Here is a 24,558-nt window from a genome sequence, read left to right on the forward strand (position 1 = left end):
GGCAGCTCAGCCGGCCGAGAAGAACAGGCTCGACAGGCTATCGGCCGTAAACGGCTTGAGCGTCCGGGGCGCGGTGCGGAATTCGGCCGGGAACACCTCGTCCTCCCCGTAGCCGCTGACGAAACCGAAGGCGATGCCGCGTGCTTTCAGCGTCGCGGCAAAGTCGAAGCTCGTCTGCTGGCCGAGATTGACGTCGAGCAGCGCGAAATCGAACAGCGTCGCCTCGATCGCCGCCTGCGCTTCTTCCAGCGTCGCAGCGATCACGATCGTGCGGCATCCGAGCGTGAGGAGAATATCCTCCGCTTCCATCGCAATGATGAAGTTGTCCTCGAGGACCAGAACCGTTTCGGGCAGGGCCATGGCCAGTGCATTCACCTCAGTCATGTCGAAGCCTCCTCAGTCTAGGCCCAAACGGCGCTAAGGCCGTTCGGCCTACCGCAACCGGTAGCCTCCGGATCGATTCTCGATGCCATCCATAGGGTTATCCGCCTTAATCGGCATTTAACTTTGACATAGCGCCCGCAGCAATCCCCTCCTCACCATCGCGGCGGAACAAGCGCGCGGCCAATGCGTTCCCTTGCGAGCATACCCAAACCGGATTTTCCCGCCAGAGCGAACCCGCCGAACCCGCAACAAGGAGACCGACCATGGCCGTTGCCGCCACCCTGAAGCCGAAGGCCCATTCCGAGACGATGAATATCGGCCTTGCCGACAAGTACCGCCGCGAAATCGCAGCCTCGCTCTCCGACATCCTCGCCGACAGCTACCGCCTGATGATCAAGAGCCACATCTACCACTGGAACGTGGTCGGCCCGCTGTTCAAGCCCCTGCATGAGCTGACGGAAGAGCACTACACGACCCTTTTCGGCGCCATCGACATCATCGCCGAACGCATCCGCGCGCTTGGCCACCTTGCGCCCGCCAAGATCGGCGACGCTACCCGTTTCGCACCCGAGAACGGTGACGTCGAAAACCTCTCCGCCGCCGGCATGATCGCGGACCTGATCGCCGAACACGAGGCCGCCGTGCAGGCCATGCGCAAGGCCGCCACCAAGGCCGACGAGAACGAAGACGTCGTCACGGCCGATATGCTGACCGACCGGCTGACCTTCCACGAAAAGGCCCTGTGGATGCTCCGCGCCATCGTCGCCGAGTAATCGATCGTCAGACCAGGCATGTCCAACGGCGCTCCTTCAGATGAAGGGGCGCCGTTTTTCCTTGTAGCCGTCCCAGTGACCGACCTCCATCAGCGCCTGTTCGTCCAGCACCTCGTAGCCCCGGTCTGCCCAGCGGACCAGGCCACGCTGCGCGAGCTTGCGCAGCGTCTTGTTGGTATGGACGATGGACAGGCCGAGCGTATCGGCCACATGCTGCTGCGTAATCGGAATGATGCCGCTCGGGCCTGCGAAAAGCTTCACCGCCCGCGCCCGCTGGAACAGGAAGACGAGCAGATAGGCCGCCCGCTCCAGCGCCGTGCGCCGCCCGATCGACAGAAGATTCTCGTCCAGCATCCGTTCTTCGCGCGACGCGATCCAGGTGAGGTCATAGGCGAGATCGGAATAGTTCGTGAAAATCTCGTGCAGGCGGGCGCGCTCGAAGACGCAGAGCGCCATGGGCGACAGCGCCTCCACCGAATGCTGCATCTCGCCCATCAGCGAGCCCTGCAGGCCGACGAGATCGCCGGGCATCATGAAGTTCAGGATCTGCCGGCGCCCGTCCTCCAGCATCTTGTAACGGAAGCCCCAACCATCCAGCACCGTGTAGAGATGCGCGCTGCGCGTGCCCTCGGCAAGGATCGTCGTACCGGCCTCCACTGCCAGTTCGCCCATCTTGAACGTGGAGACGAAATCCAGCTCCGGCTGCGTGAAGGGCCGGAAGTGGTCCAGCATGCGCAGCGGACACAGCTCGCACGGTGTGCGCCCCGCCGCCCGCCGGATCCGGCTTTCCGCATCCGCAGACGCACCGCGCCCGTTCTCCACCGCGCCGGTCCCGTTTCCGTTTCCCGTCCGCGCAGCCGTCTTCCCATTGCCTGATGCCATGCGGCACGTCCGTCCTGTCTTGTGACCCCGCAACGAACTTATCGCGCGCCTGCCGCAGTGCAAGAGAGCTTGCATCCACATCGCTAAGTTCAGGGAGAAAGACGCTTTTTTCACGAAAGGACTGTGCGTGGGCGCAGACCAGGGCTTTCGCCTTGCCGCCATTGGCCTGCAGCCCTCGCCGCCCTATGTTGCGCCTCACCCGACACTGCTTCGAAAGGTCCGCCCCATGTCCGCCAAAACCGTCATCGCCCCCGGCAAGACTGCCGTCGTCACCGGCGCCGCCTCCGGCATTGGCCTTGCCGCCGCCCGTCGCTTCGCCAGCGCCGGCATGAATGTCGTGGCGGTGGACCGGCCCGGCGAGCGGCTGGATGCCGCAACCCGCGAACTGGTGGAGATCGCCAAGGGCGGCACCATCCTCGATCTTGCCTGCGATGTGGCGAGCCTTGCGGCACTGGAAACGCTCTCCGGCGAGGTGCGCGGCCAGCTCGGGCCCGTCCACCTTCTCATGAACAATGCCGGCGTGCAGCCGGGCAGCAGCATCTTCGGCCCGCAGGACGAATGGGAGCAGGTGCTCGCCGTCAATCTCTTCGGCGTCGTCAACGGCACCCGCGTCTTCGGCCCTGGCATGATCGAGCACGGCGAGCCGGCCATGATCATCAACACCGGCTCGAAGCAGGGCATCACCACGCCGCCCGGCGACCCCGCCTACAATGTCTCGAAGGCCGGCCTGAAGGCTTTCACGGAGGCGCTTGAACACGAGCTGCGCAACCGGGATCCGCGCACCGTCACCGCCCACCTCCTCATTCCGGGCTTCGTCTTCACCCCGCTCGCCGCCGGTGGGCGCACGGAAAAGCCGGCCGCAGCCTGGACCGCAGACCAGACCGTCGATTTCATGCTGGAAAGCCTCGAGCGCGGCGATTTCTACATTCTCTGCCCGGACAACGACGTGCCCCGCGCGCTCGACGAAAAGCGCATCCTCTGGGCCGCCGGCGACATCGTCGAAAACCGTCCGCCCCTGTCGCGCTGGCATCCGGATTACGCCGACAGGTTCAAGGCGCATGTGGAGAAGACGGCCCGATAAGGTCGCGTTCTGTTGACAGTGCATCGACCATGCACGGTCTATCGTGAACAATCGCAATGATGTCTGGTGGCGGCAGAAAGGAGAGACCACCATGTCTTCCGCCATCGACACCGCCCCCGCCTTCAAAAGCGCCGGCCTGCACCACGTCACGCTGATCACCCGCAAGGTGCAGCCGAACGTTGATTTCTATGCCGGCTTCCTCGGCCTTCGGCTCGTCAAGCGCACCGCCGGCTTCGAGGATGCTGAACAGTTGCACGTGTTTTACGGCGACGCCGAAGGACGCCCCGGTTCGCTCGTCTCCTTCCTCGTCTGGCAGGATGGCGCGCCGGGCCGCGTCGGCCACGGCCAGCCCCTGGAAATCGCACTTTCCATCCGCCCCGAGGCGATCGGCTTCTGGCTGACCCGTGCGCTGCGTTTCCAGGTCTCCGTCAGCGGTCCCGCGCAGGAATTCGGCGAGCCCGTGCTACGGCTGAAGGATCCCGACGGCGTGATCGTCAAGCTGGTCGGCACGGCGGCGCTCGCCCGCACGCCGCTCGCCTCGCCCGTTCGCGACATCGCCGACGAAGACGCGATCCTCGGCCTTCGCGCCGCCACCGTGCTCTCCGAAAATCCGGAGGCGACGGCCGCCTTCCTGACCCGCCATTTCGGGCTTGCCGAAAGCGCGCGCGAGGGTACGACCACGCGGCTCACCGGCCGTGATGGCGACGCAGTCGACGTGCGCGATGCCGGCGGCTTCTGGACCTCGGCCCCCGGCACCGGCACCATCGACCACATTGCGCTGAGGGCCGCCACGACGGGTGAACTCGCCACCGTGGAGGCCAGCCTCAAGGCTGCGGATGCGGGCGCGACGAACGCCCATGACCGCAAATACTTCCACTCGCTCTATGTCCGCGAACCCCAGGGCACGCTCTTCGAGCTCGCCACCGATGCACCGGGCATGGCGATCGACGAGCCGGCCGATCGGCTCGGCGAAATCCTGTTCATTCCACCCCACTTCGAGGGCCAGGCAGAGACGGTTCGCGCCTCCCTGCCGCAATTCGCCCTCCCCGGAGAACCCCGCATGACCGAAAGAGAACTCCCCTTCATCCACCGCATCGTGGAACCCGAAAACGCCAATGGCCGCACGCTGGTGCTGCTGCACGGCACCGGCGGCAACGAGACCAGCCTGCTGCCGCTCGGCCGCGAGCTCGATCCGCAGGCGCTGATGGTGTCGCTGCGCGGACGCAGTCTGGACGAAGGCTTCCCCCGCTTCTTCCGCCGCCTGACCGCGACCACCTTCGACCAGAAGGACATTATCGGCGAAAGCGCGGCGCTGGCCGCCTTCATCGAGGGAGCGCGCGATGCCTACGGCCTCGATCTGGCCCGTACGGTCTTTCTCGGCTATTCGAACGGCGCCAACATTCTGGGCGCGGTCATGCTGGCGCATCCCGGCCTCATCCGGCACGCCGTGCTCATCCGCGCCATGAACGTGCTGGAGGCGATCCCCGCCGCCAACCTCGCCGGCACGAGCGTACTGATGACCACCGGCCAGCACGATCCCTACGGCCGCTACGCCGCATCGCTGGAAGCGGCTCTGGCGAAGGCCGGCGCAACGGTCGACAACCGTCTTCTCTCCGCCGGCCACGAGCTGACGATGGAAGACGTACGCCTCGCCCGCGACGTCATCACGGCTGTCTGACGGGATCTGGAGCGCTTGTTCTGACGCAGTCCGGACGCAAAACCGCTGACGCACTTTTGCTGGACGGGCTCTAGCGAAAGCTCTCCGGCAGCCACCGGCGGCGCTGATCCTCGGTGAGGTTGGCCCCGCACAGCATGGTGGCGACGCGGCGCCCGCGAAAATCGCCGCGCCGCGCCATCAGCCCGGCCAGCCCCGCTGCCCCCGCCGGCTCCACCAGCCGGTGGAAGGCCGCATGGGCAAAGCGCATCGCCTCGATGATCGCGTCGTCGTCGATCAGCATCACCTCGTCCACCGTATCGGCAAGCCACGCGACCGCCTCCGGCACCGGCTCGCGCACGGCGATCCCGTCGGCGATGGTCAGCGCCTCCGGCGTCGAGACCGGCGCTTTCGCGGCAAAGGACAGCGCCATGCAGGGCGCGCCTCGTGCCGCCACCGCAATCACCCGCGTCCGGGGCGAGGCATGCCGGAACCAGCAGCCGATGCCGGCCGCCAGTGCACCGTTGCCAAGCGGCACGAAGACAGCATCGAGATCGCCGGCAGCTTCCGTCAGCTCAGCCGCCATCGTCCCCGCCCCTTCGGCAATGGCCGCGCTCGCGCCATCCTCCACAAAGGTCAGCCCGTGGCCCGCGGCATAGGCCCGCGCCGCAGCCTTCGCGGCATCGAAATCCTCACCCTCCAGAACGACATCCGCCCCGAAGCCCCGCATGGCAGCAATCTTGACGGGGTTTGCGGAGACGCTGGCAAACACAGTCACCGCCCGGCCGGCACGCGTGGCGGCATAGGCCAGCCCCTGCCCGAAATTTCCCGCCGATGCCGTGACGAGCGGCCCCGGCCCGCCGGCACCCGAGGCGACATACCACCCGGTACCGCGGCCCTTGAAGCTGCGGATCGGATTGTCCGTCTCGTCCTTGACGAAGGCCGCAAGGCCGAGACTGTGGCTTTCGAGAAGCGGCGCGTTCAGGAACACCGGATCGATGGCGGCGCGGGCGTCGCGGATACGGGCGGGGGATGGGGGTGCTTGATGGGTCATGGCCGGGATGATACGCATTCGACCGGCGGCAAAACCGCGTCTGTACGACCATAGACGCTGGAATTCCGCGTGATGATACGGAGAGGCGCCGCATGGACGCAATCGATCACGCATTGCTGGAGCTCTTGCAGGAGAATGCCGACCGCCCCGCCAAGGCACTCGCCGAACAGGTCTGCCTCTCCCCCAGCGCCGTCGAGCGCCGCATCGCGCGCCTGAAACGCGACGGCATCATCGACCGCGTTGTCGCCATCGTCGATCCCAGGGCCGCCGGCCGGGCGCTGACCATTCTCGTTGAGCTCGAAATCCAGAACGAGCACCGGCACAGCATCGAGCAGTTCCAGCGCTGGATCGCGAAGGCGCCGGAGGTGCAATCCTGCTTCTACGTGACGGGCGACATGGACTTCGTACTCATCGTCACCGTCCGCGACCTCGACGAGTACAACGCCTTCATCAGCCGCATGATGGACGACCAGCAGGGGCTCGTGCGCAAATACAAAAGCCTCATCACCCTGAAGACCGTGAAGCATGGGCTGACGGTGTTTCTGGATGAGGGTGGGGATCAGCAGGCGTGAACGGCGCCGCAGGCCGCATGGGTCCTCGGGTCGAGCCAGAGGACGACGACGCAGAGGTCGGTGACGAGCCGATCAGAGAAGTTCTTCACGCTACCGCAAACCGTCTGCCGCCTCGCGTTTGGGCAAGACGGGCCACTCCACACTCCGTCATCCTCGGCCTCGAGCCGAGGATCCACAGCCAAGCACGCGGATGGCCGCGTGGGTCCTCGGGTCAAGCCCGAGGGGGGACGGCTGGAATAGAGCGTGGCGCCGTCACACCCTGGCGCTCACATACTCCCCGAATGCCTTCAGGAACTGCACCACCTTGTCGCGGTTTTCTCCATCCGCAATGTGCCCGTCCGCGTCGAACAGCTTGCCGGCATGGGCCAGCATCAGCCGCTTGCCGGAAAAGATGTCGGCGCCGAGCGTGTGAAGCACCGGCAGCCAGGCATTCTGCGAGAGGATGGTGCCGAAGCCGCCCGGCGTCGTGCCGGCGAGCGCCACGGGCTTCCCCGACAGCACCTTGCCGCCGTCGGACCCGCTCGAGGTGATCCAGTCGATGGCGTTCTTGAAGACGCCCGGCAGCGAATTGTTGTATTCGGGCGTGAAGAGGATGAGCCCGTCGGCCGAGGTGATGGCGGAGCGAAGTCGCGCCACGGCTTCCGGCACGCCCTCTTCCTTCTCCACATCGGCATTGTAGAGCGGCACGCCCTCGATGCCGTGCGGCTCGATCTCGACGCCGTCGGGCGCAAGGCGCACGGCTTCCTTCAGAAGCGACCGGTTGAACGAATTGCGGCGAAGGCTGCCGGAAAGGCCGACGAGGCGGGTCATCTATAGCTCCTGATGGATGTCGTTGGCCCATAAGATGACGCCCCCGGAGAACATCTCAAGGGGCGTCGTCGTCATTGGCTTACGTCAGCGGCTTCAGGCGGGCCTCGATCTGGGCGCGCTTGGGCTCGAGGAAGGGCGGCAGCGACAGGCTTTCGCCCAGCGTTTCCATCGGCTCGTCCACGTCGAAACCGGGCGTGTCGGTGGCGATCTCGAAGAGCACGCCGTTCGGCTCGCGGAAATAGAGCGAGCGGAAATAGTAGCGCTCGACCTCGCCGCTGGAGGGCACCCGCATGCCGTTCAGCCGGTTGGCCCACTGGGTGAGCGCGGCATTGTCGGGCACGCGGAAGGCGACATGGTGGACGGAGCCGGCACCCTGGCGCGCCGGCGCAAGGCTCGGCTGGACCGCCACATGCAATTCCGCAGCCGGCCCGCCCTCGCCCATGGAGAAGACATGGACCTCGCCCACGCCATCAGGCGAGGCATAGGCGCGCACCTTCTCCATGTTCATCAACTGGGTGAGCACGATCTCCGTGTTGGTGATATCGGGCACGCTCATGACGATCGGGCCGAGACCCTTGATCTGGAATTCGGCCGGCACCGGGCTCTTTTCCCAGGGATGGCCGGGCGTCTTGCCACCGTCATCCACGAGCCGCAGGCGCTGGCCCTCGCGATCCTCGAAATCGAGCGAGGCGCGGCCATCGATCTCGGCGATCTCGCCGGCCTTGATGCCGAGCTCGGCAAAGCGGGCCTTCCAGTAGGCGAGCGCCTCCGCCCCGGCAACGCGCAGGCCGGTGCGTACGATGGAATGCGTGCCACGCTTTTCCGGCGCAACCGGCCAGTCGAAGAAGGTGATGTCAGAGCCCGGCGATGCGAGACCGTCGGCATAGAACAGGTGATAGGCCGTCGTGTCGTCCTGGTTCACCGTCTTCTTGACGAGGCGCAGGCCGAGCACGTTGGTGTAGAAATCAAGATTGCCGGGCGCATTGCCGGTGACGGCGGTCAGGTGGTGAATGCCGGTCAGTTGCAGGGTCATGGACAGATCCTCCTCGGCCCGGATGCCGGGCTTTCCGGCATCCTCTCGGGCACTTGGTTCGTTCGATGGGTGGAATATCGGACGTTCCGAGCGTTTGATAAAGATGGCCGACAAGCACGTAGTGTTCACTATTCGTGAACGACAAATCCGTGATCAGCGACGGAAATGGACCGCGACGATCGCGACCGGGAAACCGTACTTCGTGACGGTCGCCGTGTTCTCCATCGTCTTGCCATCCTTGGACAGGGTCATCCGGTCGTGGAAACGGACGATGTTTTCGCCCGGGCCCGAATCGAGATCGACGAGATAGGTGAAGGTGGCGGTGTTGCCGGAAACCGTCAGCACGGTCTCGCCGATCACATCCTCCCGGGTACCGACATAGGTGGTGGGACCGGTCCGCTTGAAGCGCCAGGTCTTCGTGTCGCGCTCGCCGTCCTTGTAGACGAAGTCTTCGCGCAGCGTCAGCATATCGCCGCGCACGGTGCCGGTCAGCTTCACATCAAACTGGCGTCGAACGCCGTTGATGGCGGAAAACGATCCGGTCGCGGTCGTCTTGCCGCGGAAGAAGGTTTCCATCAGCGTATCGGCGGCCTGCGCCGGAGCACTGGCGGAAAGGATGCCGGCGGCAAGAAGGAGCGAGGCGGAAAGTGTGCGAAACATGGGCGGTCTCCCGTTTGGCTGTTTGAGCCTCATACGGAAAAACACCGCCGCCGGTTTCATGCGCCCCCTCAGGCAGGCAGGCGCACCAGATCCTTGAGATAGGTATTCTCCGCCCTGGACACGGCATAGTCGGCCGGATCATAGTCGAACACCATCAGGCACTCGCCCGACGCCGGCCCCTTGGCGAGGATCGTGCCATCGGGTGCCGCGATGCGCGACTGGCCGGCAAAGGTGAAGAGCGGGTCGGCCCCGCAATGGTTCACATAGGCGACCAGCACCTGGTTTTCGAAGGCGCGCGTCGCAATCATCACATCGGTGATCACATTCCCCGACCAGCCCGCCGGCAGCGCAGTCGGCACCAGCACGGCATCGACGCCGGCATCGGCCAGCCGCCGCACATTCTCCGGAAACTCTACGTCGTAGCAGATCAGCATGCCGCAGGAGAGGCCGCGGTGGGAGAAGACGGTCGCGGCCGGCTGGCCGGGCGTGAAATGGCCGCGCTCGTAGTCGCCGTAGAGATGCGACTTGCGATAGACCGTCGCCGGCCCGTCACCATCGAGATAAACCGCGCTGTTGTAGACGGTCCCGCCATCAAGCTCCACGAAACCGGCGATGATCGCGACGCCCGTCTCTCGCGAAATCGCCCGCAGCCGCATCACCTGCGGCCCGTCCACCGGCTCGGCCATGCCGGCAAGCGCGGCATCGGCGCCGTAGCCGGTCAGGGCCAGTTCCGGCAGGATGAGGAGGTCGGCGCCGGCGGCCTTCGCTTCCTCCGCCGCCGTCGCGATCCGCGCCAGATTGGCCGCGACATCGCCGCAGGCCACCTTCATCTGCAAGGCCGCAATGCGTGCCATGGTCTCACTCCTTACTTGTCATCGCCTGACATCGCGCCCAGCAGCTTCGGCAGGTCGCCGAAGCGGGCGATGAGCCCGAAGACGACTGCCGCCGTCGCCACGAAGAGAATCGTGACCGAGGCCATGGTCGGGGTGTACCCGTAGCGCAGCGCGTTGAAGATCTTGATCGGCAGCGTCTCCATGGTGAAGCCGACCGTCATGTAGGCAACGATATATTCGTTGAGCGACAGCACGAAGGCAAAGGCATAGCCCGACACGACATAGGGCAGGATGAGCGGCAGGATCACCGTGCGGAAGATCGTCCGGTCATCGGCCCCCATGGTCGCGGCCGCTTCCACCAGCGAACGGTCGATCGAGGAAAAGCCGAGCGACAGCGTCACGAGCGGCAGCGTCACGAAGAAGATGCCGTGGCTGACCGCCGCCGTCCACGGCTGGCCGTAGAAGCCGGCCGTCGCCCAGAAGGTCAGAAGCCCGAGCGCAGTGATGACGGGCGGCAGCGTGAAGGGTGCAACCCCCAGCAGTTGGAAGATGTTGGCCCACGGCGCGATGCGCCGCCACAGGAACCAGGCGAGCGGCAGCGCGATGGCAACCGCCACCGCCGCCGACGTGACGGCCAGCGTCAGCGAGGCGATCAGCGCATTGCGCCATTCCGGATCCGTGAAGATCTGGCCATACCAGCCGAGCGAAAAACCCTGCGGCGGGAAGGTCAGCGACTGCTTCTGGTTCACCGAAACGCCGGCGACCACGATGATCGGAAGCGCCAGGAAAAGCCCGATGGCGCCGAAAAAGAGTTTGCGGAAAACGCTGTCCATCACGCCTCTCCCTTCCGGCCCAGAAGCACCGTCACGGCCACCAGCCCCAGCGTGACAAGCACGAGGAAGACGGCCATGGCGGCGGCAAAGGGCATGTTGGATTGATAGATCGCCTGGTCGGTGATCAGCACCGACAGTGTCCAGTGCTGCGGACGCCCGAGCAGTTGTGGCAAAAGGTAGGAGCCGAGCGCGAAGATGAAGACCATGACGAGGGTTGCGACCAGCGTGTTGCGCAGCGCCGGCACGACGACCGTGAAGAAGGCCTTCAGCGGTGAGGCACCGAGCGTGCGCGCCGCCTCCGTCAGCGTCGGATCGAGCCGGACGATGGCGGGATAGAGCACCAGCACCGTATAGGGAAACGCCTGGTAGACCATGCCCGTCAGCACCGCCCCGAAGGAGGGCGTCAGCGCCTGCGCCTGTTCCATGATGCCGAGCCAGACGAAGAGATTGGTGATGCCGGCCGTGCGCGAGAAAAGCGTCGACCAGGCAAAGCCGATGATGACCTCCGACAGCGACAGGACCGACAGCAGCGCCACCAGCCAGACAACCTGCGCCCGACGCGGCAGGCGCGCCAGCATGTGCGTGAAGGGCAGCGCCAGCGCCACGCAGACGATGGCGACCGCAATCGCCAGGAACAGCGAAAAGCCCAGCACATTGGCGAAAAACAGGCTGAGGAAACGGGCGTAATTGTCGAAGACGAAATCCGGCGCATAGAAGCCGGCCGGATCGCGCCGGAAGAAGGAGACGGCAATCATCGTGCCGAAGGGAATGACGAAGAAGACGATCAGCATCAGGCCGGGAAAGGCGATGGGCAGATAGTCGAGCGGATGGCGGGGAGCTTCGCGTCTCATGACTTCAGCACCACGCAGTCTTCGGCCTTGAGCGCAATGCCGACCGCCTGCCCGACCGAAACCTCCGGCCGCTCGCGCGGGGTGGAGACGGCAACGACCTGCCGGCCGCCGGCATCGAGGAAGGTCTCGATCGTGCCGCCGAGATCGCGCACGAAGGTGACGGTGGCGGGGATAGCCGATCCGCCCGGCGCCGTCAGGTGCACATCCTCCGGCCGGACCGAGAGCAGCGCCTTGCCGGCCGCCGGCAGCGAAAGCCCGGGCACAGCGACGCCGAGAACTGTGGCGCTACCGGCCGTGGTCTCCGCCTCGATCAGGTTGGTCTGGCCGATGAAGTCGGCCACGAAACTGTCGGCCGGGCGGCGGTAGATCTCGATCGGCGAAGCCGCCTGCCGGATTTCCCCCGCCTGCATGACGACGACGGTATCGGCCATGGTCATGGCCTCGCGCTGGTCATGGGTGACGACGATGGTGGTGATGCCGAGGCTCTGCTGCAACTGGCGCAGTTCCACCTGCATGGCCTCGCGCAGCTTGGCATCGAGCGCCGAGAGCGGCTCGTCGAGCAGGAAGAGTTTCGGCGAGATGGCGAGCGCGCGCGCAATCGCCACGCGCTGCCGCTGGCCGCCGGAAAGCTTGGAGACCGGCCGGTCCGCATAGCCCTTGAGGTGGATCATCGCCAGGAGCTCCTCGACCCGGCGCGCCTGCGTCGCCTTGTCGATGCCGCGGATGCGCAAGGGATAGGCGATGTTTTCACCGACCGTCAGATGCGGGAACAGCGCCAGCGACTGGAACACCATGCCGAGCTTGCGCTTGTGGGTCGGCACCGCCGTGATGTCCTCCCCGCCCAGCCGGATCGCCCCGCGGGTCGGCAGGTCGAGCCCGGCGATCATCCGCAGCAGCGTGGTCTTGCCGCAACCGGATGGCCCGAGCAGGCAGACGAAGGTGCCGTTCGGCACCTCGAGGTCCACGCCCTTGACGGCCGTGAACGGTCCAAATTCCTTGACGACATTCTGGAGGACAAGACCTGACATGGAACGCTCTCGACAGGAGGAAAGACGGTCTCGCAACGAGCCCGGCAGAGACGCGGGCAGCAAGTCGCGCGACGTGGAATGCATGCTTTCAAGGACCGAACATGCTGACGCAGCAGGTCCCGATGATGTTATAGAGGCGCCTCGCACCGCACCCCGAGGGCTTTGAAGTCCCTGAGATTGAGCGTGACGACCGTGAGATCGAAGGCCTCCGCCGTCGCCCCGATCAACACGTCGGCCAGCGAAGGCGTATGCCCACGGGCGACGGCCGCGCCCTCGATCCGCCCCGCCACCAGCGCCACCGTCATATCCACCGGCAGCACCCGACCAGCGAAGCGGACGGAGAGTTCGCGCACCCAGCGCCCGATGTCGAGCGCCTTGGTCTGGCTGCCGCCCTTCGTCGCGCCGAGCTTGACGCCGCCCTTCTCGATTTCCTGCAGCGAGATGACGGAAACGAAGATCCGACCATCCGCATGCTGTCTCTCGACCCATTCATCGAAGGCGGCGCTGGCGCGGTTGTTGAAGAACAGCGACAGGCAGTTCGTATCGAGGAGATACCCCGTCAAAACGCAACGTCCCGGCCGGGCGACGCGTTGCGCTCGATCTCAAGATCATCCGCCGGAAAGCTGCGCAGAAAGCCGGTGAGGCTTGTCTGCGCCTTGCGCCCCGCCGTCAACACCTGCTCCACCGCTTCGATGGGCACGATGGCGGCGACCGGCTTTCCGTGACGGGTGATCGTGGTAATCTCGCCCTTGACGGCGGCATCGACGAGGCTCGAAAGCCCCGCCTTCGCATCCCGCAAGCTGACCTTGGACATGGCGACCTCTTATGGTTACGCGTGACTACATTGCCACCGAAGGACCGCCACGTCCAGCAGTCCGGTTCAACCGACGATCAGCTCCGTCCACTTCTGGTTCAGCCAGTCAGCCTTGGAGGTCTGCAGGTCGTAGCGCGGGATGATCGGCTCGATATCGGAGGAAACGGCAGCGAATTCCTCCGGCTTGAGGTCGAGCAGGTCGCGCTTGACCGTCGGCGAGGTGCCGACCTTGCGCGACAGGGTCGCCTGGATGGCCGGCTGCGACATGTAGTCGATGAAGACGTGTGCTTCTTCGCTCTTCTTCGACGCGCGCGAGACAGCCCAGCTGCCGCTGTCGAGAATGCCGCCCTCCTTCGGGAAGGTGGAACGCACCGGATTGCCGTCGGCCGCCGCAAGACCCGTCACGTCGTGGTAATACTGGCCCATCGGGATTTCGCCAGACTTCAGCGCCTGCTCGAACTGCGCTTCGTCGCGATACCATAGGCGCACGTTCGGCTTCACTTCCGCGAGCTTTTCGAAAGCCTTCAGCAGGCCCTCTTCCGTGTCGAGCGCATTGGTGCCGCCCATGAAGGTCTTGGCGGTGACTTCCAGCAGGAAGGAGTTGGAGACGAGCGACATCAGGCCGAGCTTGTCGGCGTTCGCCGGATCCCAGAGTGCCGCCCAGCTGGTCGGCGCTTCCTTGTACGTGTCGGTGTTGGTGACGAGCGTGATGTACCACGACACGGCACCGATGCCGGCGATGCGGCCATCGGCATATTTGTTGATGAAATTGTCCTTGAGGTTGCCCATGTTCTTGAGCTTTGCCGCATCGAGCGGCGCCCAGAGCTCCGTGGACTGTCCCTTGATCATGGCGACCTGCGAGATCATCGAGACGTCGGCCGGCGCCTGTCCGGCCTTTGCGGCCTGCTCCAGCTGCACCAGCCAGGCTTCACCCGTCGGCTCGGCGACGCTTTCAACGGCAATGCCGGTCGCCTTGGTGAAGTCGGGGAAAATATGCTTGTCGAAGCTGTTCTTGAAGTAGCCGCCGTAGACGCCGACCTTCAGCGACTTGTCCTGCGCCCGCAGCACGGAGGGCATCGCAAGCATGGAGGCGCCGGCAAGGCCCGCACCAAGCACGGCGCGGCGGCTGACGGATGTCTTGAGACTGTCTTTCATCGTCTTCTCCTGTTTTGGCCGGCCACCGCATTCGGCGTACCGGGTCCGTTCCCTTGTTTGGCATGCAAATGGCTGATGCCGGTGACGGTCACGCCTTGCCGGTCACGGCCGGGCTGAACGTCATCAGGCTCAGGATCTCGAACAGCACCTGCGCGCCGGCATGGGCTGTGTTGGTTGTCGAATCATACTGCGGCGCGACCTCCACGACGTCCCCGCCAACAAGGTTCAGCCCTTTCAGCCCGCGGACCAGCTCCAGCACTTCCCGCGTCGTCAGCCCGCCGATTTCAGGCGTGCCGGTGCCCGGCGCGAAGGAGGGGTCGAGGCTATCGATGTCGAAGGAGAGATAGGTCGGGCCGTCGCCGACGATTGCCTTGGCCTTCTCGATGATGGCCGGGATACCCATGCCGGTCACCTCTTCCGCGTGGATCACGGTCATGCCGGACTCGTAGGAGAATTCCCACAAATATTCCGAGGAGCCGCGGATGCCGATCTGGATGGTGCGGGTCGGGTCGAGCACGCCGTCCAGCACCGCATTGCGGAACGGCCCGCCATGGTGGAACTTGGTGAGATCGTAGGCCCCGCCCGTGTCGCAATGGGCATCGATGTGGATCATGCCGACCGGGCGATCCTTGCCGACCGCGCGCATGATCGGATGCGTGATGGAGTGGTCGCCGCCCACCGACAGCGGGATGACGCCGGCTGCAACGATCTTCGCCACATGCGCCTCGATGTCCTCGTGGCACATTTCCAGCCGATAGCGGCTGCGGAACGGCACGTCGCCGATATCGGCCACGCGCAGGTCATGGATGGGTGCGCAGCCGAGCACATGGTTATAGGGGCCGATGCGTTCGATGGAGCGCATGGCGCGCGGCCCGAAGCGCGCGCCCGGGCGGTTCGTCACGCCAAGGTCCATGGGCACGCCAAGCAGCGCGACCTGCAGGTTGCCGAAATCGGGATCGCCGGCATTGATCGGCATGTGCGGCGCCGCCAAAAGCGTGGGAACACCGGAATAGGGCGCAAGACGCGTACCGTTCTTCGAGAAGATCTTGTCGGCGACCTTGCGGAAGGTGGGATCGAACATCTCGCCCCCATGCGCCTCGCCGTATTTCTGGCGCAGCTCCTGCAATTTCGTCTCGTCGATGGCCATGGTCGTTCGCCCTTCTTCCGGAGCGAAGAGGTGGCACGCGCACATCGCAAAAGATGCGCACCGGGGAGCACGCGCAGGCACGGCCTCGGCCGGTCCCCCGCATCTCCCTTGTGTTCCCCTTCGGTCTTTTTTGATCGTTGATCAAAATAGAGCCGAAACGCCTTTGAAAATCAATTGACATTGTTATAGCGTCACAGTTGAGAAAAGCTCACATGATGAAACACCGGAGCATCCATCCGTGGCCGCCCGCCTTCCGCCCCTCAATCCGTTGCGTGCCTTCGAGGCGACGGCCCGGCGCGGCTCCGTTTCTGCGGCGGCGCGGGAGCTCAACGTCACTCACGGGGCGATCAGCCACCAGATCCGGGCGCTCGAACTGTCGGTCAACACGCCGCTCTTCGAGCGCGGCAGCAAGCGGCTGAAGCTGACGCCGCAGGGCGCGCTGCTGCTGCCGGCCGTTACCCGCGCCTTTGACGAGATCGCCGCCGCCACGGCCGCGATGACACGACCCGCGACCAGCGGCACGCTGTCGATCACCTGCGTGCCGGCACTGCTGTCTTTCTGGCTCATCCCGCGCCTGCATCTCTTCACAGAGCAGTATCCGGATGTCCGCCTGACCCTGACGGCCTCCAACGATCCGGCCAATGTCTTCAACCCGCTGGTGGACCTTTCATTGCTCTACGGGGATGGCACCTGGGGGGATGTCTGGACACGGCTCTGGAGCCGCCTGTCGCTCTTCCCCGTCGTCAGCCCGGCGCTCATTGCCAGCCGCCCGCTGCGCTCGGTGAAGGATCTCGGCGATCACACGCTGCTGCATGGCGATGACGGGCGCGAGTGGAACACCTGGCTGGCTGCGGCCGACGCTGCCGACGTGGTACGCGGCCGCCAGCATTTCATGAGCGACGCGCGCCTGTCGACCGAAGCGGCCCTGCACGGCCAGGGCGTGGCGCTCGGCGACACCATCACCGCCGGCAGCCTGATCGCTCAGGGCGAACTCATCGCCCCCTTCGATCTCTCGGTGCCCGCCAACGATGCCTTCTACGTCGCCTGCCGGCCGGAAAACCGCGCGGCACCCATCGTCAGGGTCTTCATCGACTGGGTGTTCGCAGCACTGGAAGCCGATCCTCTGCCGGAACCGCAATCCTCCGGCCGCGCCGTCCTGCGCACCCGTCACGGAAAAATGAGCAGCGGACATGGTGCAGCCCCCGCTGACGGCACGGACAAACGACAGAAACACCCCATATCCAGACGACGATCCGGGACGGAGCCCGCGCCGCTTCCGGCAAAGGCGAATACGCGCAAGACCCGATGATCAAGACACAATGACGATGACGATGACGTCCAACCACGGAACTCCGACAATGCCCCGCTTCAATCCCCGCGTCGCAGCGCTCGCCCCGCCGCCGATCCCCTCCGTTTTCGCCTGGGCGAAGGATTATGACGGCAGCCAGGGGCCGCTGATCGATTTTTCGCAGGCCGTGCCCGGCTATCCCGCCCACCCCGACATGCTGCGGTGGCTCGGCGAGGCCGCCGCCTCGACCGCGTCGTCCGGCTACGGGCCGATCGAAGGCGAAGCGGGGCTTCGTGCCGCCTATGCGACCCATGTCGCCGCCCTCTACGGCGCGGATGTCACGGCCGGCAACATCCACATCACCGCCGGCTGCAACCAGGCCTTCATCGTCACCATGATGGCGCTGGCCGGCGCCGGCGACACGGTGCTGGTGACCAATCCCTTCTATTTCAACCACGAGACGACGCTGACCATGCTCGGCATCGACGTGGATCTCGTGCCCTGCGACCAGACCACCGGCTTCCTGCCGGATCTCGGTGCGCTGAAGGAGGCGCTGACGCCGAAGGTGCGGGCGTTGGCGCTGGTGACGCCCAACAATCCGACCGGCGCTATCTATCCGCCGGACCTGCTCGAAGACATCTTCTCGCTCTGCAAGGCGAACGGCACCTGGCTGGTGCTGGACGAGACCTATCGCGACTTCCTGCCGGGCGGCGAAGCCCCGCACGCGCTGTTCTCGCGGGACGGCTGGCAGGACACGCTGATCGGGCTCTATTCCTTCTCCAAGTCCTTTTGCGTGCCCGGCCATCGCCTTGGCGCAATCACGGCAAGCCCGGCCGCCGTCGCCGAGATCGCCAAGGTCATGGACAATGTCCAGATCTGCGCGCCCCGCGCCGGCCAGATCGCGCTGGAAAAGGCCCTGCCGGCCCTCGATGACTGGCGCGCCGACAACCGCGCCGAGATCGTCCGGCGCGCCGATGCGCTGAAGGTAGTGATGGCTGATGTGCCGGACTGGTCGATCCAGGCGATCGGCGCCTATTTCGCCTATATCCGCCACCCCTACGCGGATATCGACAGCGCCTTCGTGGCTGAGAAGCTCGCCAAGCTCGCCGGCATCATCTGCCTGCCCGGCGATTTCTTTGGCGCCGGCCAGGACGCCTATCTCCGCTTCGCCTTCGCCAATGCCGGCGTCGAGGTCATCGACCAGTTGCGCGAGCGGCTGCGGACCTTCGTGCTGCCGGGCATCTGACGGCGGCACGAGAAAAAACCCCGCGCTACAGAGCAGCGCGGGGCGAAGCAGGCTCGAACGTCACGCCACATCCGGCAGGTGAACGGTCTTCACCTCGAGGAAATCCTCCAGCCCGAAGCGACCGCCCTCGCGGCCGTTGCCGGATTGCTTGTAGCCGCCGAAGGGGCTGCCGTAGCGGTGCGGACCGCCATTGATGTGAACCATGCCGGCACGCAGTCGGGCCGCGACGCGCTGGGCGCGCTCGAGATCGCCGCTCTGCACGTAAGCCGCCAAGCCATAGGGCGTGTCGTTGGCAACCGCGATCGCTTCCTCCTCCGTGTCGAAGGGAATGAGGACGAGCACCGGGCCGAACACTTCCTCGCGGGCGATCTTCATGTCGTTGGTGACATCGGCGAAGATCGTCGGCTTGACGAAATAGCCCTTCTCGAAACCTTCCGGCTTGCCCGCCCCGCCGACGAGCACGCGCGCACCCTCGGCAATGCCGGCCTCGATGAGCGCCTGCACGCGGCCGAACTGGATGTCGCTGACGAGCGGTCCGATATGGTCGCCTTCCTCCGTCGGATCGCCGACGCGAGCCGCCTTGCCGGCCTCTTCCGCCAGCGCAACGACCTTGTCGTAGACCGAGCGCTCGACCAGCATGCGGGTCGGCGCATCGCAGGACTGGCCGGAATTGTTGAAGATCTCGGCGACACTGGCCGGAATGCGGTCTTCGAGGTCGGCATCGGCGAACACGATGTTGGGCGACTTGCCGCCGAGTTCCAGCGTCACGCGCTTGATGTTTTCGGCCGCGTCCCGGGTCACTGCCTTGCCGGCGCGGGTGGAGCCGGTAAACGACATCATCTCGATATCGGGATGGCGCGACAGGGCCGCACCGCAGGCCGCCCCCTCCCCGTTGACGAGGTTGAACGTGCCGGCCGGGAAGCCCGCCTCATGCACCATCTCGGCATAGAGCATGGCGTTGAGCGGCGTGAACTCCGACGGCTTCAGCACGCAGGTGCAGCCGGTCGCCAGGGCCGGCACGACCTTGAGCGCGATCTGGTTGATCGGCCAGTTCCACGGCGTGATGAGGCCGCAGACGCCGATCGGCTCGCGCAGCAGCGTGTCGCCATTCGGCAGCTTTTCGCGCATGTGCAGGTTTTTCAGAGCGTCGATGAAGCCCTTGAGGTGGCCGACGCCGACATCGGCCTGCTGCTCGCGGCTCATCGTGGCGGGTGCGCCGAGTTCGAGCGTGATGGTCCGGGCCATTTCCTCGTAGCGACGCTCGTAGATCGCGAGCAGCTTTTCAAGCAGCGCCAGCCGCTCTTCGACCGAGGTCAGGCTGTAGCTCTGGAACGCCCGCTTGGCGGCCGCCACGGCACGCTCGATATCGGCCTCGGTGCCAAGCGAAATGACGGCGATCGCCTCTTCGGTGGCGGGGTTGATGACCTCGAGATCGTGCGGCGCGAGCGGGTCTACCCACTGGCCGTCAATGTAGAACTTGCGTTTGTCGAGCATGATTTCGTCTCCCGTCATGCGTTCTCATGTTTGTCGTCCAGCCAGGCGCGGATGAGTTGCTGGTATCGCGCGCCGTCGAAGCTCGGGAAATGCCCGCCATGCACCAGCCGCACCGGCAGGCTCAGCAGCCGCTCCATCGAACGCGAATAGTCTTCCGCATTGGCGTGATAGGTGTCCTCGATCAGCGGACCGTCATAGACGATATCGCCTGAAAACAGGATTTGCGTGGCCTTCTCGTAAAGCGCGATACCGCCCGGCGAATGTCCGGGCGTGTGGATCACCTCGAAGGTCCGGTCGCCGAGATCGATGATGTCGCCATCCTCCAGAATGCGCGTCGCGGGGGCTGCCTTGACGGCGTAACACCTGGAGCAATAGGGCTCCGGCGGCAGCGCATCGAAGATGTCGTCGGTGACATAGGGGTCGGCAAGCGTGTTTTCGCGCGTCGGATGCGCCAGAAGATCGGCCTCCGCCGCATGCACCGCCCGGCATTCGAACTCGTGGTGGCAGCCGATATGATCGAAATGCGTGTGGCTCGCCACCGCCGTCAGCGGCCGTTCCGTCACGAGCGGCACCCATTCGCGCAGGGAAACCACGCCCATGCCGCTGTCGACCAGCATGTCGCCGTCCCGCCCGCGCACGTGCCAGACATTGCAGCGGTAGAATTCCTGGATGTAAGGCTCGGCGATCAGCGAGACATCGTCGGAAAGACGCGTCACCCGGTACCAGTCTGCCGCTGCGATGCGCTTCTTCATGCCGTTTTGCCTGTTTCAGCCGTTCCCGGAGGATGACCGGGCAAGGCAACCACACCCGTGGCCTCCGTGGCAAGGGCCAGTCTGTCTCCGACCACAGGCCGGGACGATTGCGGCAGGTGCGCGACAAGGCTGAGACCGGGGCTTGCCGCCGGGCTCAGATGCACCCGGTGATGCGTGCCGAAGAAGGCCGCGTCGGTGATGACGCCGCTGCCGAGCGACAGGCGCACGCCCTCGCCCGGTTCCCCGCCCCGCATCTCACCGGCCCGGAACTGCTCTGGCCGGACACAGAGCGTGACGGGATGGCCGGGTAAAACCGGCCCGGCCGTGAACGCCGATTGCGGCAGGGACACGATCCCCAGCGCCGTCTCCGCGCGCGCGTGCCCCGCGGCACTTTCAAGCACGCGGCCGGGGATCATGTTCACCTCTCCCATGAAACCCGCCGAAAACAGTGAGCGGGGCCGCATGTAGACCGCCTCCGGCGCACCGACATCCTCGATCTTCCCGCGGTTCATGACGACGATCCGGTCGGCGATCGCCATCGCCTCTTCCTGGTCGTGGGTCACATGCACGAAGGTCGTGCCGATCCGCTTCTGGATCGCCTTCAGCTCATCCTGCATCTGCCGGCGCAGCTTGAGATCGAGCGCGCCGAGCGGCTCATCGAGCAGAAGCACCTCCGGATCGACGGCAAGCGCGCGGGCGAGCGCGACGCGCTGCCGCTGACCGCCGGAAAGCGCATGCGGCTTCTTGCCGGCCGAGGCGCGCAGACCGACGAGATCGAGGAAGGAGAGCGCCTTTTCCCGCCGCGCCGTCTTGCCCATGCCGCGCATGCGCAGGCCAAAGCCGACATTGTCGGCGAGCGTCATGTGCGGAAAGAGCGCGTAGTCCTGGAAGATGGTCGTCGTCGGGCGCCTGGCCGGCGCCACATGCGTCATGTCCTTGCCGTCGACCAGAACGCGTCCGCCGCTCGGCGCCAGAAAGCCGCCGAGAATGGAGAGCAGCGTGGTCTTGCCGCAGCCTGAGGGCCCCAAAAGCACAATGAACTCGCCGGCGGCGATATCGAGCGAGACACCGCCAAGTGCGGTGAAATCGGCAAACTGTCGGGATACGTTTTCGATGGAGACGGCGGAGGTCATGGGCGGGGCGACTTTCGAAGGAGCGTCAGTTCGAGCACGACGAGCACGGCGACGGAAACGAGGAAGACGAGCGAGCCGACCGCATTTGTCTTCGGGTTGAGCCCCGAGCGCAGCATGCTCCAGATTTCCACCGGCAGCGTCACATCGAAGCGCGACAGGAGGAAGGCGATGATGAATTCATCCCAGGAGAAGGTGACGGAAAGGAAGAAGGCGGCGGCAATCGACGGCAACAGCATCGGCGCGGTCACGAGCGCCATGACCTTGAGGTCGGAAGCCCCGAGGTCGCGTGCGGCCCGCTCGATGTTGATGTGGTGATCGCCCATCGAGGCATAGATGATGGAGAAGCAGAGCGGCAGGTTGATCACGACATGGCCGATGCCGACCGTCCAGAGCGACAGGCCGATTCCGAGCGTATTGACCAGCGCCAGAAGCCCGAGCGCAATGATGAGGTAGCTGACCGTCATCGGCGCGATCAGCAGGCCGCGCTGCAGCGCGGTCGCCGGCAGCTTTACCCTCGCCAGCGCATAGGCGGCAAAGAAACCGAGCAGGCAGGACACCGCCGACGACAGGAGGGCGACGACGAGCGAATTGAGAAGGGCCGTCGTCAGCTTGCGGTCGGCAAAGACCGCCTCGTACCATTGCAGCGAGAAGCCGTTGAACGGCGGCACCGGCAAGCGCCCGTCCTGGAAGGAAAACAGCACCAGCACCGCCACCGGCAGAAAGATGAAGCCGTAGGCAAGGATGAGATAGGCACCCGACAGAAGCGTGGAGAGGCGAAGCCGCATCATGACATCAAGCCCTCTCGATCTTCAGCCAGCGGGCGCAGGCAATGTAGGCGATCGTCACCGCCACCATCAGCACGATGGAGAGCGCCGCCGCCATCGGCAGGTCGGCCCGCCGCCCCAGTTGCAGCATGATGATCTGCGGCAGCACCAGCTCGTTGTTGCCGCCGAGGATCTGCGGCGTCACATAGTCGCCGATGCACAGCACGAAGGTAAGGAACGCACCCGTCATGATGCCCGGAAGCGTCAGCGGCAGGATGACATGGAGGAAGGTCTGGAACCCGTTCGCCCCGAGATCGGCCGCAGCCTTGCGGTAGTTGGGCGAAAGCTGGATGAGGTTCGAATAGATCGTCAGCGTCAGGAGCATGACGAAGAAGTGTACGAAGCCGATGACGGTGGCGCTGCGCGTCGCGGAGATCTCCAGCGGCTCGGAAATCAGCCCGATCCCCATCAGCGCCTGATTGATCACGCCACCCTTCGAGATCACCAGCAGCCAGGAGTAGGAGCGCACGACATAGGAGGTCCAGAACGGCAGGATGGCGAGCAACAGCGCCACCCGCTGGAACCGCTGCGGCACCTTTTCAGCGATGATCCAGGCCAGGGGATAGGCGAGCACGACGGAGATGACCGTCACGGTCAGCGTAATCTCCAGTGAATTGACGAGCCCCTGGAACATCGCGCTTTCGGAAAAGAAACGGATGTAGTTGTCGAGCGTCCAGGACCGCACGATCTCCCGCCCGTCCCGAGTCCACAGGCTCATGGCTGCCATGAAGAGAAAGGGCAGGACGAAAAAGGCGAGCGTGAAGAGAAGCGCGGGTGCGACGAGCGCGAGACCCTTGCGCTGCTCGGCCCGATCAACGGATTGCGGTGTCATCTGGGCGCGTGTCCTGTGGATGGGGTAAGTCGGAAAGCTGCGATCCTGGCGCGGAGCGCCCCCTGATCCGCCCTGCAGGCCCCTTCTCCCCGAGAGGAGAAAAGCCATGCCGAGAGGCTTCAGCGAACGGTTCCGATCATGAGGCGGCCAGCGGCCACAAAGGGTCTCTTCTCCCCACGGGGAGAAGGTGGCGGCAGCCGGATGAGGGATCTGCCGCCACGACCTGCCATGCTGGCCTTACTGCTGCAGCATCTCCGTCCACGCATCCTGGAACTTCTTGTCGAGTTCGGAGCTGGGGATCGGATAGAGCTGCGTCTTCTTGAGGTATTCCGGTTGCTGGTCCCAGCGCAGCGCCGCCTTCTGCGCATCCGTCAGGTGCTCTCCGGCCTTGCTGTTGGCCGGCATCGCCCAATAGCAGGAGGACGTCGCAAGCCGCGCCTGGCCTTCGGGGCTGAGGATGTACTGGACGAATTTCAGCGCCAGATCCTGCTTCTTGCTGTCCTTCATCACGCCGATCGACTGCGCCCAGCGAACGGCACCCTGCTCCGGGATCGTCCAGTCCAGATTGGGCTTTTCGCCCGAGAGCACGCCCGTGATCCACTCGCCGCCGCCGACGAGGATATCGACCTCGCCGGTCGCCAGCGCCGTCTGCGAGGAGACGACGTCGCTCACCTGCTTGGAAACCGCCTTCATCTGCTTCAGCTTTTCGGCAATCGCCGGCAAGTCGGCATCCGAAAGATCGGCCGTCTTCTTGCCGAGACCGAGGCCGACGAGGCCGATGATCGGCAGGTAGTAATCGTAGAGCGCGATGCGGCCCTTGTATTTGTCGGACCACAGAACGGACATGTCCTGCATGTCCTTCGGATCCACCTTGGTCTTGTCGTAGGAAATCGTGTTGTAGCCGAACTTCTCCGTGACGGCATAGGTCTTGCCGTCCTTCATGTTGTTGGCTTCCATGCGCACTTCCGGGAAGATATCCGCGGTCGGCAGCGCATCGGCCGGAAGCTCGGCAAGCAGGTTCATGTCGACGGCGCGATGCACATCGACGCCGTCGATGACAAGCACATCCCAGTCGCCCGGCTGCGATTGCTCGATGAGGGACAGCGCCGTGCCGGTGCCCTCATAGTCCTTCAGGTTGACCTTGACGTCATTGGCCTTTTCGAAGGGCTCGATCAGCGCGGGGTCGGTGTGGTCGCACCATACCAGTGCGTTCAGCTCTTCCGTCGCGAAGGCCGGGGCCGGCGCGATTGCGAGCGAGGACATGGTAATGGAAACGGCAGCAGCGGTGGAAAGAAGCGGACGCAGGATTGCGCCGGTGGTGGTCTTCGACATCTCTTGCCCTCTGGTTGGCCAAGGCGACACCGACCTCCCGTCAGGTCACGGCATCGCCTTCTCGATCATTCATGCGACGCTCGTTCCGGCGCC

The 24,558-nt window shown here is 65.1% G+C and carries 26 protein-coding genes; 6 read left to right on the forward strand and 20 right to left on the reverse strand.

Annotated elements, in window-relative coordinates; all coding sequences use genetic code 11:
- Positions 1-6: 6 nt before the first annotated feature.
- Positions 7-384 carry a hypothetical protein gene (locus tag ACED18_RS07380; RefSeq protein ID WP_377290462.1) on the reverse strand — a complete coding sequence of 126 codons (378 nt, stop codon included), beginning with the start codon at positions 382-384 and terminating at the stop codon, positions 7-9.
- Positions 385-647: 263 nt separating this feature from the next.
- On the opposite strand from ACED18_RS07380, the gene ACED18_RS07385 reads away from it, so the two are divergent.
- The gene (locus tag ACED18_RS07385) at positions 648-1,157 is read left to right on the forward strand and encodes a Dps family protein (protein ID WP_377290464.1); all 510 of its coding nucleotides are present in this window, start codon (positions 648-650) and stop codon (positions 1,155-1,157) included.
- Between the two features lie 36 nt (positions 1,158-1,193).
- On the opposite strand, the gene ACED18_RS07390 is transcribed toward ACED18_RS07385, so the two are convergent.
- Positions 1,194-1,889 (reverse strand): Crp/Fnr family transcriptional regulator, encoded by a 696-nt coding sequence (locus ACED18_RS07390; RefSeq protein ID WP_377291097.1) that lies wholly within the window; start codon positions 1,887-1,889, stop codon positions 1,194-1,196.
- Between the two features lie 376 nt (positions 1,890-2,265).
- Here ACED18_RS07390 and ACED18_RS07395 point away from each other — a divergent pair, with 376 nt between their 5' ends.
- Both ACED18_RS07395 and ACED18_RS07400 read left to right on the forward strand, forming a co-directional pair.
- A complete protein-coding gene (locus tag ACED18_RS07395) occupies positions 2,266-3,120 on the forward strand; it encodes an SDR family NAD(P)-dependent oxidoreductase (protein WP_377290466.1) in 855 nt (284 codons plus the stop codon).
- Positions 3,121-3,211: 91 nt separating this feature from the next.
- A complete protein-coding gene (locus ACED18_RS07400; RefSeq protein ID WP_377290468.1) occupies positions 3,212-4,798 on the forward strand; it encodes a VOC family protein in 1,587 nt (528 codons plus the stop codon).
- Between the two features lie 70 nt (positions 4,799-4,868).
- Here the strand turns inward: ACED18_RS07400 and ACED18_RS07405 are convergent, their stop codons facing one another.
- Positions 4,869-5,828 (reverse strand): threonine/serine dehydratase, encoded by a 960-nt coding sequence (locus ACED18_RS07405; protein WP_377290470.1) that lies wholly within the window; start codon positions 5,826-5,828, stop codon positions 4,869-4,871.
- A gap of 92 nt (positions 5,829-5,920) precedes the next feature.
- Between ACED18_RS07405 and ACED18_RS07410 the strand changes: the two genes are divergently transcribed.
- Positions 5,921-6,400: an Lrp/AsnC family transcriptional regulator gene (locus ACED18_RS07410; RefSeq protein ID WP_377290472.1), complete on the forward strand. Its 480-nt coding sequence runs from the start codon at positions 5,921-5,923 to the stop codon at positions 6,398-6,400.
- 252 nt (positions 6,401-6,652) lie between these two features.
- Here the strand turns inward: ACED18_RS07410 and ACED18_RS07415 are convergent, their stop codons facing one another.
- From ACED18_RS07415 to speB, 11 genes are all read right to left on the reverse strand, one after another.
- Positions 6,653-7,210, reverse strand: a complete 558-nt coding sequence (locus ACED18_RS07415) for an NADPH-dependent FMN reductase (RefSeq protein WP_377290475.1) — start codon at positions 7,208-7,210, stop codon at positions 6,653-6,655.
- A 79-nt stretch (positions 7,211-7,289) separates the two neighbouring features.
- Positions 7,290-8,243, reverse strand: coding sequence for a ring-cleaving dioxygenase (locus tag ACED18_RS07420; protein WP_377290477.1), 954 nt, complete (start codon positions 8,241-8,243; stop codon positions 7,290-7,292).
- A gap of 153 nt (positions 8,244-8,396) precedes the next feature.
- Positions 8,397-8,903 carry a DUF3833 family protein gene (locus ACED18_RS07425; RefSeq protein ID WP_377290479.1) on the reverse strand — a complete coding sequence of 169 codons (507 nt, stop codon included), beginning with the start codon at positions 8,901-8,903 and terminating at the stop codon, positions 8,397-8,399.
- Positions 8,904-8,971: 68 nt separating this feature from the next.
- Positions 8,972-9,757 (reverse strand): carbon-nitrogen hydrolase family protein, encoded by a 786-nt coding sequence (locus ACED18_RS07430; RefSeq protein WP_377290481.1) that lies wholly within the window; start codon positions 9,755-9,757, stop codon positions 8,972-8,974.
- An 11-nt stretch (positions 9,758-9,768) separates the two neighbouring features.
- Positions 9,769-10,569 (reverse strand): ABC transporter permease, encoded by an 801-nt coding sequence (locus tag ACED18_RS07435; RefSeq protein ID WP_377290483.1) that lies wholly within the window; start codon positions 10,567-10,569, stop codon positions 9,769-9,771.
- Entirely contained in the window at positions 10,569-11,420 is an 852-nt protein-coding gene (locus tag ACED18_RS07440) for an ABC transporter permease (RefSeq protein ID WP_377290485.1), read from the reverse strand. The genes ACED18_RS07435 and ACED18_RS07440 overlap by 1 nt, the downstream gene beginning before the upstream one ends.
- Positions 11,417-12,448, reverse strand: a complete 1,032-nt coding sequence (locus tag ACED18_RS07445; protein WP_377290487.1) for an ABC transporter ATP-binding protein — start codon at positions 12,446-12,448, stop codon at positions 11,417-11,419. Before ACED18_RS07445 ends, ACED18_RS07440 begins: the two co-directional genes overlap by 4 nt.
- Positions 12,449-12,576: 128 nt before the next feature.
- Positions 12,577-13,011, reverse strand: coding sequence for a PIN domain-containing protein (locus tag ACED18_RS07450; RefSeq protein ID WP_377290490.1), 435 nt, complete (start codon positions 13,009-13,011; stop codon positions 12,577-12,579).
- Positions 13,008-13,262: a type II toxin-antitoxin system Phd/YefM family antitoxin gene (locus ACED18_RS07455; protein ID WP_377290492.1), complete on the reverse strand. Its 255-nt coding sequence runs from the start codon at positions 13,260-13,262 to the stop codon at positions 13,008-13,010. The genes ACED18_RS07450 and ACED18_RS07455 overlap by 4 nt, the downstream gene beginning before the upstream one ends.
- 66 nt (positions 13,263-13,328) lie before the next feature.
- On the reverse strand, positions 13,329-14,417 hold the full coding sequence (locus tag ACED18_RS07460; RefSeq protein ID WP_377290494.1) for a PotD/PotF family extracellular solute-binding protein: 1,089 nt from the start codon (positions 14,415-14,417) through the stop codon (positions 13,329-13,331).
- An 88-nt stretch (positions 14,418-14,505) separates the two neighbouring features.
- On the reverse strand, positions 14,506-15,564 hold the full coding sequence (gene speB, locus ACED18_RS07465; RefSeq protein ID WP_377290496.1) for an agmatinase: 1,059 nt from the start codon (positions 15,562-15,564) through the stop codon (positions 14,506-14,508).
- Positions 15,565-15,802: 238 nt separating this feature from the next.
- Between speB and ACED18_RS07470 the strand changes: the two genes are divergently transcribed.
- Positions 15,803-16,873 (forward strand): LysR substrate-binding domain-containing protein, encoded by a 1,071-nt coding sequence (locus ACED18_RS07470; RefSeq protein WP_377290498.1) that lies wholly within the window; start codon positions 15,803-15,805, stop codon positions 16,871-16,873.
- A 49-nt stretch (positions 16,874-16,922) separates the two neighbouring features.
- Positions 16,923-18,098, forward strand: coding sequence for an aminotransferase (locus ACED18_RS07475; protein WP_377290500.1), 1,176 nt, complete (start codon positions 16,923-16,925; stop codon positions 18,096-18,098).
- Positions 18,099-18,158: 60 nt separating this feature from the next.
- Here the strand turns inward: ACED18_RS07475 and ACED18_RS07480 are convergent, their stop codons facing one another.
- From ACED18_RS07480 to ACED18_RS07505, 6 genes are all read right to left on the reverse strand, one after another.
- Positions 18,159-19,592, reverse strand: coding sequence for an aldehyde dehydrogenase family protein (locus tag ACED18_RS07480; RefSeq protein WP_377290502.1), 1,434 nt, complete (start codon positions 19,590-19,592; stop codon positions 18,159-18,161).
- A gap of 14 nt (positions 19,593-19,606) precedes the next feature.
- Entirely contained in the window at positions 19,607-20,344 is a 738-nt protein-coding gene (locus ACED18_RS07485; protein WP_377290504.1) for an MBL fold metallo-hydrolase, read from the reverse strand.
- On the reverse strand, positions 20,341-21,477 hold the full coding sequence (locus ACED18_RS07490) for an ABC transporter ATP-binding protein (RefSeq protein WP_377290506.1): 1,137 nt from the start codon (positions 21,475-21,477) through the stop codon (positions 20,341-20,343). The genes ACED18_RS07485 and ACED18_RS07490 overlap by 4 nt, the downstream gene beginning before the upstream one ends.
- The gene (locus ACED18_RS07495) at positions 21,474-22,265 is read right to left on the reverse strand and encodes an ABC transporter permease (protein ID WP_377290508.1); all 792 of its coding nucleotides are present in this window, start codon (positions 22,263-22,265) and stop codon (positions 21,474-21,476) included. Before ACED18_RS07495 ends, ACED18_RS07490 begins: the two co-directional genes overlap by 4 nt.
- 4 nt (positions 22,266-22,269) lie before the next feature.
- A complete protein-coding gene (locus tag ACED18_RS07500) occupies positions 22,270-23,133 on the reverse strand; it encodes an ABC transporter permease (protein ID WP_377290510.1) in 864 nt (287 codons plus the stop codon).
- A gap of 237 nt (positions 23,134-23,370) precedes the next feature.
- Positions 23,371-24,465, reverse strand: coding sequence for a PotD/PotF family extracellular solute-binding protein (locus ACED18_RS07505; RefSeq protein ID WP_377290512.1), 1,095 nt, complete (start codon positions 24,463-24,465; stop codon positions 23,371-23,373).
- Positions 24,466-24,558: the final 93 nt, after the last annotated feature.

The organism is Rhizobium sp. SG2393, from assembly GCF_042610495.1.
Taxonomy (GTDB): Bacteria; Pseudomonadota; Alphaproteobacteria; order Rhizobiales; family Rhizobiaceae; genus RU20A.

Coding starts and splice junctions, on each gene's coding strand:
- ACED18_RS07475 (WP_377290500.1), top strand. CDS start 16,923: ATGCCCCGCTTCAATCCCCGCGTCGCAGCGCTCGCCCCGCCGCCGATC.
- ACED18_RS07415 (WP_377290475.1), bottom strand. CDS start 7,210: ATGACCCGCCTCGTCGGCCTTTCCGGCAGCCTTCGCCGCAATTCGTTC.
- ACED18_RS07495 (WP_377290508.1), bottom strand. CDS start 22,265: ATGATGCGGCTTCGCCTCTCCACGCTTCTGTCGGGTGCCTATCTCATC.
- speB (WP_377290496.1), bottom strand. CDS start 15,564: ATGGCCATCGACGAGACGAAATTGCAGGAGCTGCGCCAGAAATACGGC.
- ACED18_RS07410 (WP_377290472.1), top strand. CDS start 5,921: ATGGACGCAATCGATCACGCATTGCTGGAGCTCTTGCAGGAGAATGCC.
- ACED18_RS07500 (WP_377290510.1), bottom strand. CDS start 23,133: ATGACACCGCAATCCGTTGATCGGGCCGAGCAGCGCAAGGGTCTCGCG.
- ACED18_RS07445 (WP_377290487.1), bottom strand. CDS start 12,448: ATGTCAGGTCTTGTCCTCCAGAATGTCGTCAAGGAATTTGGACCGTTC.
- ACED18_RS07405 (WP_377290470.1), bottom strand. CDS start 5,828: ATGACCCATCAAGCACCCCCATCCCCCGCCCGTATCCGCGACGCCCGC.
- ACED18_RS07420 (WP_377290477.1), bottom strand. CDS start 8,243: ATGACCCTGCAACTGACCGGCATTCACCACCTGACCGCCGTCACCGGC.
- ACED18_RS07430 (WP_377290481.1), bottom strand. CDS start 9,757: ATGGCACGCATTGCGGCCTTGCAGATGAAGGTGGCCTGCGGCGATGTC.
- ACED18_RS07480 (WP_377290502.1), bottom strand. CDS start 19,592: ATGCTCGACAAACGCAAGTTCTACATTGACGGCCAGTGGGTAGACCCG.
- ACED18_RS07505 (WP_377290512.1), bottom strand. CDS start 24,465: ATGTCGAAGACCACCACCGGCGCAATCCTGCGTCCGCTTCTTTCCACC.
- ACED18_RS07455 (WP_377290492.1), bottom strand. CDS start 13,262: ATGTCCAAGGTCAGCTTGCGGGATGCGAAGGCGGGGCTTTCGAGCCTC.
- ACED18_RS07460 (WP_377290494.1), bottom strand. CDS start 14,417: ATGAAAGACAGTCTCAAGACATCCGTCAGCCGCCGCGCCGTGCTTGGT.
- ACED18_RS07425 (WP_377290479.1), bottom strand. CDS start 8,903: ATGTTTCGCACACTTTCCGCCTCGCTCCTTCTTGCCGCCGGCATCCTT.
- ACED18_RS07395 (WP_377290466.1), top strand. CDS start 2,266: ATGTCCGCCAAAACCGTCATCGCCCCCGGCAAGACTGCCGTCGTCACC.
- ACED18_RS07435 (WP_377290483.1), bottom strand. CDS start 10,569: ATGGACAGCGTTTTCCGCAAACTCTTTTTCGGCGCCATCGGGCTTTTC.
- ACED18_RS07400 (WP_377290468.1), top strand. CDS start 3,212: ATGTCTTCCGCCATCGACACCGCCCCCGCCTTCAAAAGCGCCGGCCTG.
- ACED18_RS07490 (WP_377290506.1), bottom strand. CDS start 21,477: ATGACCTCCGCCGTCTCCATCGAAAACGTATCCCGACAGTTTGCCGAT.
- ACED18_RS07380 (WP_377290462.1), bottom strand. CDS start 384: ATGACTGAGGTGAATGCACTGGCCATGGCCCTGCCCGAAACGGTTCTG.
- ACED18_RS07440 (WP_377290485.1), bottom strand. CDS start 11,420: ATGAGACGCGAAGCTCCCCGCCATCCGCTCGACTATCTGCCCATCGCC.
- ACED18_RS07390 (WP_377291097.1), bottom strand. CDS start 1,889: ATGCTGGACCACTTCCGGCCCTTCACGCAGCCGGAGCTGGATTTCGTC.
- ACED18_RS07485 (WP_377290504.1), bottom strand. CDS start 20,344: ATGAAGAAGCGCATCGCAGCGGCAGACTGGTACCGGGTGACGCGTCTT.
- ACED18_RS07385 (WP_377290464.1), top strand. CDS start 648: ATGGCCGTTGCCGCCACCCTGAAGCCGAAGGCCCATTCCGAGACGATG.